General features: G+C 60.0%; 15 protein-coding genes and 1 pseudogene. 12 read left to right on the forward strand and 4 right to left on the reverse strand.

Translation table 11 applies throughout. From position 1 onward, the window contains the following. Positions 1-31: 31 nt before the first annotated feature. Positions 32-2,122: pseudogene (gene clpB / locus ACYJRZ_RS27140) on the reverse strand (ATP-dependent chaperone ClpB); the annotation flags it as partial. 64 nt (positions 2,123-2,186) lie between these two features. On the opposite strand from clpB, the gene ACYJRZ_RS27145 reads away from it, so the two are divergent. Then, entirely contained in the window at positions 2,187-3,176 is a 990-nt protein-coding gene (locus ACYJRZ_RS27145; protein WP_459463891.1) for an IS5 family transposase, read from the forward strand. A gap of 76 nt (positions 3,177-3,252) precedes the next feature. Here the strand turns inward: ACYJRZ_RS27145 and ACYJRZ_RS27150 are convergent, their stop codons facing one another. After that, positions 3,253-3,840 (reverse strand): substrate binding domain-containing protein, encoded by a 588-nt coding sequence (locus tag ACYJRZ_RS27150; protein ID WP_459463893.1) that lies wholly within the window; start codon positions 3,838-3,840, stop codon positions 3,253-3,255. 100 nt (positions 3,841-3,940) lie between these two features. After that, positions 3,941-4,429, reverse strand: coding sequence for a MarR family winged helix-turn-helix transcriptional regulator (locus tag ACYJRZ_RS27155; RefSeq protein WP_459463895.1), 489 nt, complete (start codon positions 4,427-4,429; stop codon positions 3,941-3,943). A gap of 225 nt (positions 4,430-4,654) precedes the next feature. Here ACYJRZ_RS27155 and ACYJRZ_RS27160 point away from each other — a divergent pair, with 225 nt between their 5' ends. The 4 genes from ACYJRZ_RS27160 (at position 4,655) to ACYJRZ_RS27175 (ending at position 7,715) form a co-directional block, all read left to right on the forward strand. Next, the gene (locus tag ACYJRZ_RS27160; protein ID WP_459463897.1) at positions 4,655-5,560 is read left to right on the forward strand and encodes a LysR family transcriptional regulator; all 906 of its coding nucleotides are present in this window, start codon (positions 4,655-4,657) and stop codon (positions 5,558-5,560) included. A 130-nt stretch (positions 5,561-5,690) separates the two neighbouring features. Then, positions 5,691-6,278: a carboxymuconolactone decarboxylase family protein gene (locus ACYJRZ_RS27165; RefSeq protein WP_459463899.1), complete on the forward strand. Its 588-nt coding sequence runs from the start codon at positions 5,691-5,693 to the stop codon at positions 6,276-6,278. Between the two features lie 138 nt (positions 6,279-6,416). Next, entirely contained in the window at positions 6,417-6,989 is a 573-nt protein-coding gene (locus tag ACYJRZ_RS27170; RefSeq protein ID WP_459463901.1) for a carboxymuconolactone decarboxylase family protein, read from the forward strand. A 48-nt stretch (positions 6,990-7,037) separates the two neighbouring features. Next, the gene (locus ACYJRZ_RS27175; RefSeq protein WP_459463903.1) at positions 7,038-7,715 is read left to right on the forward strand and encodes a DJ-1/PfpI family protein; all 678 of its coding nucleotides are present in this window, start codon (positions 7,038-7,040) and stop codon (positions 7,713-7,715) included. 147 nt (positions 7,716-7,862) lie between these two features. On the opposite strand, the gene ACYJRZ_RS27180 is transcribed toward ACYJRZ_RS27175, so the two are convergent. Further along, entirely contained in the window at positions 7,863-8,810 is a 948-nt protein-coding gene (locus ACYJRZ_RS27180) for a LysR family transcriptional regulator (protein ID WP_459463905.1), read from the reverse strand. 117 nt (positions 8,811-8,927) lie between these two features. On the opposite strand from ACYJRZ_RS27180, the gene ACYJRZ_RS27185 reads away from it, so the two are divergent. From ACYJRZ_RS27185 to ACYJRZ_RS27215, 7 genes are all read left to right on the forward strand, one after another. Then, entirely contained in the window at positions 8,928-9,476 is a 549-nt protein-coding gene (locus ACYJRZ_RS27185; RefSeq protein WP_459463907.1) for a carboxymuconolactone decarboxylase family protein, read from the forward strand. A gap of 85 nt (positions 9,477-9,561) precedes the next feature. After that, a complete protein-coding gene (locus ACYJRZ_RS27190) occupies positions 9,562-10,422 on the forward strand; it encodes an alpha/beta fold hydrolase (RefSeq protein ID WP_459463909.1) in 861 nt (286 codons plus the stop codon). Positions 10,423-10,512: 90 nt separating this feature from the next. After that, positions 10,513-10,896 (forward strand): nuclear transport factor 2 family protein, encoded by a 384-nt coding sequence (locus ACYJRZ_RS27195; protein ID WP_459463911.1) that lies wholly within the window; start codon positions 10,513-10,515, stop codon positions 10,894-10,896. Further along, positions 10,893-11,660: an SDR family oxidoreductase gene (locus tag ACYJRZ_RS27200; protein ID WP_459463912.1), complete on the forward strand. Its 768-nt coding sequence runs from the start codon at positions 10,893-10,895 to the stop codon at positions 11,658-11,660. The genes ACYJRZ_RS27195 and ACYJRZ_RS27200 overlap by 4 nt, the downstream gene beginning before the upstream one ends. Before the next feature lie 122 nt (positions 11,661-11,782). Then, positions 11,783-12,247, forward strand: coding sequence for a nuclear transport factor 2 family protein (locus ACYJRZ_RS27205; RefSeq protein WP_459463914.1), 465 nt, complete (start codon positions 11,783-11,785; stop codon positions 12,245-12,247). Between the two features lie 58 nt (positions 12,248-12,305). Then, a complete protein-coding gene (locus ACYJRZ_RS27210) occupies positions 12,306-13,280 on the forward strand; it encodes an alpha/beta fold hydrolase (protein WP_459463916.1) in 975 nt (324 codons plus the stop codon). A 97-nt stretch (positions 13,281-13,377) separates the two neighbouring features. After that, positions 13,378-14,082, forward strand: a complete 705-nt coding sequence (locus ACYJRZ_RS27215) for a cyclase family protein (protein WP_459463959.1) — start codon at positions 13,378-13,380, stop codon at positions 14,080-14,082. Positions 14,083-14,480 lie beyond the last annotated feature (398 nt).

Here is a 14,480-nt window from a genome sequence, read left to right on the forward strand (position 1 = left end):
AGTTAAACGAGAATGGTACCCGGCGGACGTCCTACTCTTCCTCATCCATGATCTTGACGGCCTTCCCATCGAAAGTGAGCCCGTCTTTCCCGACGGATATTTTCACGGTCGAGTCATCATGGATCTCTCCCCCAAGAAGCAACTCTGCGAGAGGATCCTGGACGTAGCGCTGAATGGCCCGTTTCAGCGGGCGCGCCCCAAAAGCCGGGTCCCATCCCTTCTCGGCAAGCCAGTTCTGCGCCTTCGTGTCGAGCGACAGGCTTATCTTTCGATCGCTGAGAAGCTTCTTGAGGCGTGCGAACTGAATGTCGACGATGCGGCCCATCTCGGTCTTCTGGAGACGGTGAAACAAGATGATTGCATCGATGCGATTGAGGAATTCCGGACGGAAATGAACGCGGACCATCGCCATGACCTCTTCACGAACCACACTCGTCTTTTCACCCTCCGGCTGGTTGACGAGATATTCGGCGCCGATATTCGAGGTCATGATGATCAGCGTGTTGCGGAAATCGACAGTCCGGCCCTGGCCGTCAGTCAGGCGCCCATCGTCAAGCACCTGAAGCAGGACGTTGAAGACATCCGGATGCGCTTTCTCGATCTCGTCAAAGAGAACCACCTGGTAAGGCCGCCGGCGGACGGCTTCGGTCAATACGCCGCCTTCATCATAGCCCACATAACCGGGAGGCGCGCCGATCAGCCGCGAAACCGAATGTTTCTCCATGAATTCGGACATATCGATACGAACCATCGCGGTTTCGTCATCGAAGAGAAATTCCGCAAGAGCCTTGGCAAGTTCGGTCTTGCCGACGCCGGTCGGCCCTAAGAACATGAAGGAGCCGATCGGACGATTGGGGTCCTGCAAACCGGCACGGGCACGGCGCACGGCGGTCGATACCGCGCGCACAGCCTGCGCCTGGCCGACGACGCGCTCGCCGAGCTTTTCCTCCATGTGAAGCAGTTTATCCTTTTCACCCTCCATCATCTTGGTGACCGGCACGCCGGTCCACCGCGATACAACCTGGGCGATGCTGTCGGCGGTTACCGTCTCGCTGATCGAGGAGGTTTCGCTCGCCTCGATGGCGGCAAGCTTCTTTTCCAGTTCCGGGATGGTGCTGTAGGAAAGCTCGCCTGCGCGCTGGAACTCGCCTTTGCGCTGTGCATTCGCAAGCTCGGTGCGATACTGCTCAAGCTCGCTTTTGATCTTCTGCGCATCGGAAAGCTTGCCCTTTTCCGCCTGCCATTTGGATGTCAGGTCAGCCGATCTCTTTTCCAGGTCGGCCAGTTCCTTTTCCAGCGCCTGGAGCCGGGTCTTCGATCCTTTGTCATTCTCCTTTTTCAGCGCTTCCTGCTCGATCTTCAGACGAATGACATCGCGGTCGATCGTGTCCAGTTCTTCCGGCTTCGAATCGACCTGCATCTTCAGGCGCGCTGCGGCTTCATCGACGAGATCAATCGCCTTGTCGGGCAGGAAACGATCGGTGATGTATCGATTGGACAGGGTGGCTGCCGCCACCAGCGCCGCATCCGAAATCCTGACGCCGTGATGCAGTTCGTATTTTTCCTTCAGGCCGCGCAGGATCGAGATGGTATCCTCAACGCTCGGCTCCGGCACGAAGACCGGCTGGAAGCGCCGCGCCAGCGCCGGGTCCTTCTCGACATGCTTGCGGTATTCATCCAGCGTGGTAGCACCGACGCAGTGCAATTCGCCACGCGCCAGCGCCGGCTTAAGCAGGTTGGAGGCGTCCATGGCGCCATCGGTCTTCCCCGCACCGATCAGGGTATGCATTTCATCGATGAACAGGATGATGCCGCCTTCCGCGGAGGTAACCTCCTGCAGAACGGCCTTCAGCCGCTCCTCGAACTCACCCCTGTACTTCGCGCCGGCAATCAGAGCGCCGAGGTCGAGCGCCAGAAGCTTCTTGTTGTGCAGGCTTTCGGGCACGTCGCCATTGACGATACGAAGCGCCAGCCCCTCGACGATCGCAGTCTTGCCGACACCCGGCTCGCCGATCAGGACAGGATTATTCTTGGTCCGGCGCGACAGAACCTGGACCGTGCGCCGGATCTCCTCGTCGCGACCGATCACGGGGTCAAGCTTTCCGTCCCGAGCGGCGTTGGTGCGCGGATCGTTAATGGCGTTGTCGTAGGTGATCGGCAATCGCAATAACCGGTCTCCATCAACGATGCCATTCAAACACAATGCCTCCCGTCGCCATCGTATCGGCAAGATGAAGTTCAAGGTTACGAACTGGGCGGAATACGAAGCAGGCCTTCGTCGGCGTGGCAGCTTTACACTTTGGATAACGCCGGAGGCCTTGTCGTCCTGGCAGGCGTCGAAGCGGACGACGCGCGGTGGACAGCCGCGCTATTCCGATCTGGCGATTGAAACTGCCCTGACGCTGGGGCTGGTGTTCGGCCTGCGGCTGCGTCAGACGGAAGGCTTCTTGACCTCCGTGCTGAAACTGGTCGGCCTGGAGCTCGCTGCTCCCGATCACACGACGCTGAGCCGTCGGGCCAGTAAGTCGACAGTTCCGGACAAACGGCCAAGTAATCATATCCCTGAAAAAGGGCCTGTCCACGTCCTGATCGATAGCACAGGGTTGCAGATCTACGGGGCGGGCCAGTGGCTGGAGGAAAGGCATGGCGCCAAATCTCGTCGCAACTGGCGCAAACTACACCTGGCACTCGATGCCGACAGCGGCGATATCATCGCGCACGTCATGACGGACCAGGATGCCGCCGACGCTTCGCAGGTGGAGCCGCTGCTTGACCAGATCGGCATGCCGATCGGGCAATTCATTGCCGATGGAGCCTATGACGGCAACCCGACCTACGACGCCGTCACCAGGCACAGTCCCGAAGCGGCGGTGGTCATTCCACCCCGCGCCAATGCACTGGAACGACCAAACAGTGATTGCCCAAGTCAGCGAGACCGACACATTGCGGCGATCAACGCCGATGGCCGGATGAAGTGGCAGGTCGCGACCGGCTACGGGAGACGATCACTGGTCGAGACCGCGATCTGTCGTTACAAGTTGATCATTGGCCGCCGACTGCGAGCTCGCTCATTCGCAGCACAGCAGACGGAAGTTGCCATCGGCTGCACCGTCCTCAATCGAATGCTGGCATGTGCACGCCCGAAATCCGTCCGGTGCGGAAAAGCTACCGCATAGCCGCAGCATCAAAGACCGGATTCCGCTCGCACTGCGATCGATGCACCAGCGCCGATCGGCGTTACTTCGGCTTGGGCTAGAGGCGCTGCGGAACGGCTGCTGCAAAGAAGTCGGTCGCGCGGCGCACGCGTGCCGGCACGAACCGACGCTTCGGCCAGACGAGGCTGATGTCTCTGACGTCGTCGAGAAAGTCGTCGAGTATCGTGATCACGTCAGGATGATTGAGCTCATCGGCGAGCGAGACCTTGGCGAAGAGGCCAATTCCGACGCCGGCTAGAACTCCAGCCCGGATCGTTTCGACACTGTTGGACGATAAGTTGCCGCGAACGGGCACGCTGAAACGTCCTTCCGGACCTGCGAAGGGCCATTTCGCCAATTCAGTTAGGCCACCGTATAAAAGGCAATTGTGCTCACTCAGGTCTGCGGGGGACTTCGGCATCCCATGCTTCTCGAAATAGCGACGGGATCCGACACAAACGAGGGGCGTGACCGCCACCCGGCGGACAACCGCGTCTGAGTCTTCGACAGGCCCTACCCTGATCGCCAGGTCGATACGATCTTCCACCATGTCTCGCACGAAATCCGAAAGAACGAGATCCACCTGAAGGGCGGGATAAAGCGACAACAACTCGGGTATCAGCGGTAGGATACGGCGATCCCGCACCCGGTCCGAGCGGGTCGGGTGCTACGCTGGTCGATGCGACGGCTCCAGGACTGAGGCGCCGCCGATCCCGCCGACATTAGCAAAAGGCAGCCATTTACCCTCAGCTCTTCGACGCCGCGTCGCCGCCAAGTCCGGTCTCGAGTCCGGCTCGGAGGATGTTGAGCTCCGCCCGCAGACTTGCGATGCGCTGCGCCCCAAGCCCCGTGGCCAGGTTGATCTCTTGCGGGATAGGAGCTGCCAAGTCCTTTAGGGCGCGCCCCTCGCTGGTCAGGGTAATGCGGACTTGCCGTTCGTCTTCCAGATCGCGCGTGCGTCGGACACGACCAGCCGTCTCTAGCCTCTTGAGCAGCGGCGTCAAGGTGCTGGAATCAAGCAGCAACCTTTGCCCCAATTCCTTAACGGTCAGATCGTCGCGTTGCCACAGCACCAGCATCACCAGATACTGCGGATAGGTTAGCTCCATGGGATCAAGCAGAGGCTTGTATATTTTGTTGTAGGAGTGAACCGTCGCGTAGAGGGCGAAGCAGAGTTGGTTGTCCAGCTTTAACTCGTCATCGGCTGCGGCGGCCTGATTGTTTTCGTGAGACACTATCTTTCGCTTTCATTTTGGTGGCAATTGAGTTGCGTCGCCAAAAATTGCGCATTGGACCGCGACGGATAAGACGGGGATTTTGACAGTCTCACTTCCGCAAAGCGGAAGCAGGATATTGCCCGCGCTCTCTACTGGGGTGGGCTGCCGATCAATTGCGATGTTCCGCTCAAAGGAATAATGTGCCGCCTGACCCCAACTGATTTCCAAAGGGCGGAAGGAGCGATGGATAGATTGGAGGCGATGTCGATCGTCTTGCTGACGGTGGAGAAAGGTAGCCTCACGGCTGCGGCGAAGGCGCTGAACATGCCGCTTCCGACTGTAAGTCGGAAGGTCAGCGAGTTGGAGGCCTATCTCGGCACCAAGCTGCTTCAACGTTCCACCAGAAAGTTGACGCTGACCGACGCCGGTGAAAACTATGTGAGCGGGGTCAGGCGCATCATGGAGGATATAGACGAAGTCGAGCGAGCCGCGTCGGGCGAATATACGACGCCACGCGGCGAACTGGTTCTCACGGCGCCGATGCTGTTCGGACAGATGTATATTCTGCCGATCGTGACCGACTTCCTCGCTGCGTATCCAGAGATCAACGTTCGGCTGCTCCTCTCCGACCAGAACCTTCACCTTTACGACGACCATGTCGACATGGCGGTCAGGCTCGGCGCACTGCCAGACAGCAGCATGATCGCGACCCGTGTCGGCTCCATGGACACCCTAGTCTGCGCATCGCCGGACCTGCTCGCCGCTCATGGCGTACCGAAGCATCCTAAAGATCTAGAGGCACTTCCCTGCGTCGTGTTTGCGGGCCCGTCGACGACCACCTGGTCGTTTCAGGACCCAGAGTCCAAGCAGAAGTTCGAGGTTAACATCACGCCTCGGCTATCGGTTACAGGAGCAGAGGCGGCGATCCAGGCGGCGCTGCGGCGCACCGGCCTGACGCGAGTATTCCGCTATCATTGTGCCGACGAGCTGAGAGCCGGCTCGCTCGTTCAAGTGTTGCAGGAATTCGATGTGGCCCCCATACCGGTTCACCTTGTTCACGCGGCACACGGAATGCTGCCTCTTAAAATGAGGGTGTTCCTCGACTTTGCGGCCAACCAGTTACGCTCGGTTCTGTCTAAGCTGAAGTGAAAGGCAAGATGGCGAACCTTACGCTGGGTGGAAGTTACACTCTTGAAATCGGTGCATTATTCGATGGAATGTAATGCCGCATATTCTCCTCACCGAAGCCGAGGTGGCTCGGAAACAAAGGAGAATGAAAATGGCCCGCATCGCAATCCCCACCATCGACGAAGCCCCCGCCAAGTCTCAGCCGATCCTTCAGAACTACGTGAAGGTGCTCGGCCTCGTCCCGAACTTCTTTGCAATGATCTCACAGTCGCCGGACGCGCTGAAGGCGATCGCAGATATGCATGCAGCGCTCGGCAAGAGCCTCGGCCACAAGACCCGCGAGCGCATCCACGTCATGACCGCCGAGGTGAACGGCTGCAACTACTGCCTCTCGGCGCACACCTATCTCGGCGCCAAGCTCCAGGGCCTGAGCGCTGAAGACATGGAACTGAACCGCGAAGGTCACTCGACCGACCCCAAGGCCGACGCTGCGCTCCAGTTCGCTTACAAGGTTGCTACTGGTCGCGGCCACATCTCGGACGCAGATGTCGAGGCGGTTCGAGCCGCTGGCTTCAGTGAGGCTGAGATCGTCGACATCGTCGCCGAGACCGCGTTCAGCTTCATCACCAACATCTTCAACAACACCTTCAAGACCGAGATCGACGCGACCTTCCCGCCGCTTCAGACCCGTAAGAGCGCGTCTGTTCCGTTCGAGAAGTACCTGACGAACGTCCAGTAAGCAGCGGCGACACCCTTCAACCAGATGCCACCGGCCGGCCACACGTGCCTCTTTTGAGGGACGCGTGTTCGGCTGGGGCACCCTTAGAGACGACTAGCGCTGGCTGCGAACGGACGCATTGCCACTCGGAGCATTTCAATGCCACGCCTCAGAATATCAGCTCGTGACGACGCGCCAGCCGCCAGCAAGCCAATTTTGGATTCCGTTTATCGAACATTGGGCGTCGTGCCCAACGAAGCGCGGTTGCTCGGCAGCAGCCCCGCCGCGCTGGAAGCCTTCACAGCACTTCAGGCGGGCCTTTCCAAGGCTCTCGACGTCAAGACGAGGGAACGTATCGCGATCGCGGTCGCACAAGTGAATGGCTGTGATTACTGCTTGTCGGCACACAGCTACATCGCCACCAACTTCGCGAAACTGGCTCCGGAAGAGATTGCGCTTAATCGTAGAGGCGCATCGAAGGATCTACGCGCTGACGCAGCGGTAAACTTTGCTGCGAAGGTGGCCAGACATCGTGGCCGCGTTAGCGACGAAGACATCACAGCCGTGAAGCGTGCAGGCTTCGACGATGCCGAGATCGTCGAAATCGTCGCGGTCGTGGCTCAAAACGGCTTCACCAATCTGCTGAATACCGTCGCCAAGACTGAGATCGACTTCCCGGTCGTCGAGACCAATTACGGCGCTGAATCTGACGACCAGCAACCACTGCCTTAACCCTGACTCCACTGTGAATGAACCCCAACCTCTTCGAGGAGAACTTCCATGACTACAGTTGTCATTCCCGTCTACGACGAAGTCACGCAGCTCGACTTCACAGCTCCGCATCAGTTTCTGACGATGATCCCCGACATCAAGGTCGTAGTCGCATCGCTTGGCGGCGACCCAGTGACTTCGCAGGGCCTGTCTTTTGGAGAGTTGGCGGATCTTGAAGCCATTGAGACGTGCGACGTTCTCTGCGTGCCTGGGGGGCTGGGCGCCATCCATATGATGGAAAACGCGCGTTTCATGGCTGCGGTTCGTCGCCTGGCGGACGGGGCCACCTATGTGACCTCGGTCTGCTCAGGTTCGTTGATCCTCGGCGCCGCAGGCGTCCTTAAGGGGCGCCGGGCAGCTTGCCACTGGGCGTGGCGGAGCCTTCTGCCCGACTTCGGAGCGATCCCCGACGAGTCACGGGTCGTGCGTGATGGTAATATTATCACCGGTGGAGGCGTGACGGCCGGCGCCGACTTCGCCCTCACACTGATTTCGGAATTGCGTGGCGAAGATGCAGCCCAATGCGTTCAGCTTGCGTTGGAATACGAGCCGGCCCCACCGTTCAATGCGGGCAATGCGCATACCGCTCCGACCCACATCCGCTATTCCGTGATGGCCCAGATGGGCGAGCTGATGGGTGACACACCGAACCGGATGAAGGCGATTGCGGCAGGCATGCGAGGCTAGCGGGATCGGCCCGCCTGTCGCCGCCACCGCGGGGAGCGGGCAGCCTCGATGAGGCTGCCCGCTCCTTCTGACGTGTGACCGGACCAAGCGGTGAACATAAGGCCCAGCGTGGCCCTAGGCGGAAGCGAGATAACGTCCGTTTTTCAGTTAAGCCCTTTGGCTGACAACTGCTCCATCATCCTGCTCGTATATCTGTCCGATGGCGCGTAGCCGCTGTTGCAGCCGGGGCGCGACGAATTCCAGGAACGCCCTGAGTTTCAGAGGCTGGTGCGGACGGGGCGTATGCACGATCTGTACCGGGAAAGGCGGCGGCGCCCAATCGCGCAAGACTGGCACCAGGACCCCGTCACGGACACTGTCAGCTGCCTGGTAGGAAATAATGTAGGCTATGCCGAGGCCAGCGGCAGCGCCGGCGATCACAGCGTCAGCCGTATTTACGGAAAAACGTGGACGAATGATCGCCGTATGTTCGCCGAGGGGACCGGCGAAGGTCCAATCCCGCCATAGCTCCAGCCCCTCGTAGGCGATGCAGTCGTGTTCGGCCAGTTCGTCCGGAGACGAAGGCGAACCCCGTCGAGCTAGGTAGTCAGGACTTGCACACGTCACCCAACGAACCTCGCCGACGCGCTTAGCGACAAGAGCGCTGTCCGGCAACTTACCGAGCCTAATCGCGACGTCGACATGGGATTCAACCAAATCGACTACGCCGTCGGTCAGGGCCAGCCGGACCGTGACCTCGGGATAGGCGCCAAGAAAATCATGGATTACCGGAGCAACGTGCATTTTGCCGAACATGATCGGCGCGGTAATCAGCAGCTCCCCGCGCGGCGCCCGGTACTCGCCCGAGGCGGCCCGTTCGGCTTCAGCCAATTCATCAAGTACGCGGCGAGCAGAGGCGACATAGGCCGATCCGGCTTCGGTCAGGAGCAACTTCCGGCTTGTGCGCACCACCAGTTGCGAGCCAAGCATAGTCTCCAGGTCGGAAACACGGCGGCTGACCGTCGGCAACGGGATATTCAAGACGCGTGAGGCGGCCGTCAGGCTCCCGCCATCCACGGCGGCAACCAAGGTTCGCATGGCCTCAAATCGATCCATAAAGCCTCTCGTAAAGCGGAAGTATGGCTTTCAATCTTAGTGGCTAATCGCAGAATGTGGAAGGCGATACTTCTTTTCTGTCAGCTAAATCGAATGAACGTGGTCAGGAACAATCCAATGTCGCAGATACCGAGGCCCAGTGTGGATGAAGCGCCCTCGCAGTCTCGACCGCTGCTCGCGCAGGTCAAAGGTCGGCTCGGCGTCGTCCCGAACTTCTATCGCGTTGTTGCCAATAGCCCGGCCGCGCTTCAAGGGGTGCTGAGCTTCCAATCCGCGCTTGATTGCGGCGCTTTGGATAGCCTCGTCGCTGAGCGGATCGCGCTGACGGTGGCTGAGGCGAATGGCTGCGATTACTGCTTGTCTGCCCAGACCTTTCGGGTTCGCAAACTCGGCAAGCTCGATGACATCGAGATCACGGCAAACCGAAATGGCGCATCAAACGATATCGTCGTCGATGCGGCTCTTGGGTTCGCGAGGAAACTTGTCCGCGAGCGCGGGCATGTAACGGAACAGGATGTCGACGGCGTGAGACGGGCCGGATACTCGGACGCCCAGATCGTTGAGATCATCGCGCATGTCGCTCTCAACGTCTTCACCAATTTCGTCAACGAGGCGCTGAGGACGGAAATCGACTTCCCAAGAATTGGTGCTCGTCGGCCAACCTGACGACCCTGACATTTTGACCTCAACAGCACAGGCGCAAAGGCGCGCCTGTGAAACCTATCGCACACCCTCAATAAGGAGAAAGACCATGACTGTACGTTTCAAGACCGCCGATGTTGACGGCCTCAAGCTCTTCTACCGCGAAGCCGGCGACGCATGCCTACCGACTGTCCTGCTACTGCACGGCTTCCCGAGCGCCAGCCATATGTTCAGGGATCTGATCCCTGAACTCGCCGGCAAATATCACGTCGTCGCTCCCGATCTGCCGGGTTTCGGCCAGACCGAGCAGCCGTCGCGGGACAAGTTCAACTACACCTTCGAGAATCTTACCAAGGTGATCGCTCGCTTCACTGAGGTGATCGGTCTCAATAAGTTTGCCCTGTACGTCTTTGACTACGGCGCTCCTGTGGGCTTCCGCCTGGCGGTCAAGCATCCTGAGCGTATCACTGCGATCGTCACCCAGAATGGCAACACCTACCTTGAGGGCGTATCCAGTGCCTTCGCTCCGGTACAGGCCTACTGGAACGATCCGTCCCAGGCCAATCGCGATGCGCTGCGGGGCTTCCTGGCTCCTGAGACAACGCTGTTCCAATATACCCATGGTGTCGCAGACCCGAGCCTCGTGTCGCCCGACGGGCGCAATCTCGACGACTTCTACCTGTCTCGGCCGGGCAACGATGAAATCCAGCTCGATCTCCTGCTCGATTACCAGTCGAACGTGGCGCTGTACGACACGATCCAGGCCTATCTGCGCAAGCATCAGCCGCCTGTGCTGGCCGTCTGGGGGAAGAACGATCCGTTCTTCATCCCGCCGGGCGCGGAGGCCTTCAAGCGCGACGTTCCGTCAGCGGACGTGCGGTTCGTCGACAGCGGACACTTCGCGCTGGAAACCCACGCAGCTGAGATCGGCGCCTCGATGCGCGAATTCCTCGCCAAGCACGTCGGCTGAGACCGTCACTGCGCGCCGGGCGTCGCTTTTGCGGCGCCCCTGCTTTGGACCAATGAGATGGCGGCATCGCGACCGCCCTAGGAGACTGACATGCAAAACCCCGAAGAAATCGTTCGCAGCTTCTACGAGAGGCTTGCTGCCGGTGATGTCGCCGGCGTCCTCGACCTGATCGCTCCGGATATCCAATGGACGACCATGTGGCACTACAAGGTCAAGGGCCCTGGCCTGGTCGGCATCGTCGATGGAATTTTTAAGCCGCTGATGGCGGAGTGGTCACAGCATTCGCTGGTCCCGACAGAATTCATCGTTGACGGCGACACGGTGGTGTCTCTCGGTGATTTCACCGGCACACACGTAACGACGGGCAAAGAAGCTCGGGCTCGCTACGCGCACGTCTGGACAATCAAGAATGGGCAGATCGCGCGGTTTCGTCAGTACATCGACACCCTGGCTGTGGAAGGGGCTCGGTCATGAGCCGGGTCGCGATCGTCACCGGCGCCAGCAGGGGCATCGGCCGCGGCACGGCCATCCGGTTGGCGCGAGATTTCACGGCGGTGACGCTTGTCGCCCGCTCGGCCGAATCCTTGGGAGAGACCGCCGACCTCGTTCGCTCGGCCGGTGCCGAACCACTCGCGCTGTCCCATGACCTGAGGGAGCCCGAAGCAAGCGGTGCGGTCGTCAAGGCAACGCTCGAACATTTCGGACGTATTGACGCGTTGGCTTGCATCGCCGGCGCGGTCGCCCAGGCCGACCTCTTCGCGCTGACCGACGAACAATGGGACGACGGCCTCGCATTGAAGTTCCACTCCGCGCGTCGTCTCACCATGTCTGCATGGGATGCGCTGAAGGCGTCGCGGGGTTCGGTGGTCATCACGTCGGGAACATCGGCTTACACTCCGAAGGCCTCGCTCGCTGCCGTTGGAACCATCAATGCTGCGATCGTCGCACTCGCCAAGACATTCGCCGATCGCGGCATCAAGGACGGGATCCAGGTGAACTCAATCCTTCCGGGTTCGGTCATGACCGATCGCCGGCGGTCCATGCTGCAGGGATATGCGGATACGCATGGTTTGGGGCTCGACGAGGCGACGGAGAAGTTTGCGGTCGAGATCGGGATCGCTCGCTATGGCGAGCCCGATGATATCGCCAATACTATAGCTTTCCTGTTCGCGCCGGAGAGCCATTGGATGACCGGGACCGCCCTTCGGGTCGATGGCGGGGAATCAAAACTCGTCTGAAGCCATAAACCCCGCCCGCTCGGGTCTCCGTGACCGGGCGGGCGGTGATGAATTGAGGCAATCTACGGTCGGAGCGGAGGTCGCCTGGCCAGATCGATGCGAAGCAACGCCAGGAGATGAACATGAGCCGTCCACCGATACCCCCCTTTACCGAGGAAACAGCGATCCAGAAGGTTCGCGCCGCCGAAGATGCCTGGAACACGCGTGACCCGGCCCGCGTGGTACTCGCCTACACGCCTGATAGCCGGTGGCGAAACCGCACCGAGTTTCCGGTCGGCCGTACGGAGATCGAGGATTTCCTCGTTCGGAAGTGGTCGCGCGAGCTGGATTATCGGCTCATCAAGGAGCTTTGGACATTCACCAGCAACCGTATCGCTGTCCGATTTGCCTACGAATACCACGACGATGGTGGCCGGTGGTTTCGGGCCTACGGCAACGAAAATTGGCTGTTCGACGCCGACGGCCTGATGGCCGTTCGATACGCGAGCATCAACGAACAGCCTATCGCCGAGGCTGAGCGGCGGTTTCGCTGGGCATTGGGCCGTCGCCCGGACGACCACCCGGGCCTCACCGACCTGGGCTTCTGACGGCCTTCATTTTCCAAGAGCGCCAAAGCGCAAACGCGGATTCGCGTGGAGTTTCGCTATGACCAAAAGACTATTCGATCGCATAAAGGGCCGCTTGGCCGCCGCGGCCGCCGTGACATCGGTGGCGCTTGCTCTCGCCACGCCGGTCTATGCTGGACCGCTGGAATCGACCACCCAGACCACGATATATCACCGCGTGCAGGTCGACGGGACCGGTATATTCTATCGCGAAGCCGGGCCTGCCAATGCCCCGACGATTGTCTTGCTACACGGTTTTCCGTCGTCGTCGCGCGAGTTCGATACGCTCATCCCTCTTTTGGCCCCTCGTTATCATGTGATCGCTCCTGACTTCCCGGGATTTGGTCACAGCGACGCACCGGTGGTCTCGGCATACGCGTACACCTTCGACCATCTTGCGCAGGTGATGAATGACCTTCTGACGAGTCTGAAGGTCGACCGTTACACCCTCTACATCCACGATTACGGCGCCCCGGTGGGCTTCCGGATGATGCTGACGCATCCGGAGCGGCTGCAGGCGCTCATCACCCAGAACGGCAATGCCTACCAGGAAGGGCTCGGCCCGAAGTGGTCCCAGATCGCGCAATATTGGGCGAACCCGAAGGGCCATCCGGAGGTGCTCGACGCCTTCTTGTCGCTTGCCGCGACAGAGCAGCGCCACACGGCGGGTAGCGCCCATCCGGAGCGCTACAATCCGGACACGTGGACCGACGAGTTCGCCCACCTTTCACAACCCGGGCAGCGCGAGATCCAGGCGGCGCTGCTGTACGACTATCGAACCAACGTTGCATCTTACCCGACGTGGCAGGCCTGGCTCCGCGAGCGCCGGCCTCCGACCCTTGTGGCTTGGGGCGCAAACGACCCGTCATTCGTGGCCCCAGGCGCCACGGCGTTCAAGAGGGATCTTCCCGACGCGGAGGTTCACCTGCTGGACGCCGGTCATTTCGCGCTCGACGAAAAGACGGACGAGATTGCACGCCTGATCCTCGACTTCATGGGAAGGCACGTCCGGTGAGGTGTGGTGTGCGGCCCGCATGCTGCAGAAACCGAGAGAGCGGCGCTGGGCTGACGGTTCGCAAGACCGGAGACGGCGGAGTGACAGGAGATTGGCGATGAGTTTCTTGGCGATCGGTGCGGAGCGTGTGATTGATCTGACGCACGAGCTGCACGAGGATTTCCCGACATTCATCGGGCAGAAGCAGTTTTCGCGACGCAAGCAGCTCGCCTTCGAAAAGGCGGGCATTAACATCGACACGATCACATCAACGGAGCACGTGGGGACGCATTTTGATGCGCCGCTACATTTCTCCGAAAACGGGCGATCGGCCAGCGAGGTCCCGGCCGCTCAGCTCGTCGTGCCACTGTGCGTCATCGATATCCGTGAAAAGGCGGCAATCGATCCTGATGCCCGGCTGTCTATCTCGGACCTTGAGGCTTGGATTCAACGTCACGGGCCCATCCCTGACAACGCTTGCGTGGCGATGCTGTCTGGCTGGGGAAGGTTCGTCGGCGACGACAAGTTCCGAAATGCCGACGTTGACGGGAAACTTCACTTTCCTGGCGTGGACGCACAGGCCGCTCAATACCTGCTGGACGAAACGAGCGTAATTGGCCTTGCCGTCGATACGCTCTCCTTGGACGCAGGCAACGCGACCGACTTTCCGACCCACCGCATTTGGCTGCCGGCGGGGCGCTGGGGTCTCGAGTGCGTCGCCAACCTCCACGAGGTTCCGCCGCATGGCGCGACGATTGTCGTCGGCGCTCCGAAGCACCGTGGCGGGACTGGCGGTCCGGCGCGAGTGCTGGCGATCAGATAGTGGTTCGGTCGACATTGCCGGCAGATGAGATTCAACGAACGTTCCGCAAAAGTCGATATTGCAGTTCTGCGGATATCCAGCTGAAACTGAATCTGCATCTTCTATATGTGTCAGTGGTGAAGGTGACGCCGCCGAAAGCTGACGTCGTGAATTACAGCTCTTGATGGGAGTTGAACTTCTGGACGGCTATTTCTTCGCGCGTCGATGCCAGAAATCCTCTCCCCTTTTTTGGTTTCGAGAGTTGTTCTCAACGGTCGTTGGTTATGGCTCCAAACCTCCTTACCCGGCCTCCCCTTGTAATCCAATAATTCAGCACGACTTAAGATGTTAGTGACGGCTCGAATTCAGGGCGCTGTCATCAAGGGTGCAAAACCTTGCCCCAACAAAGGAGGATATGA

The sequence above is a fragment of the Rhizobium sp. No.120 genome, assembly GCF_054558365.1.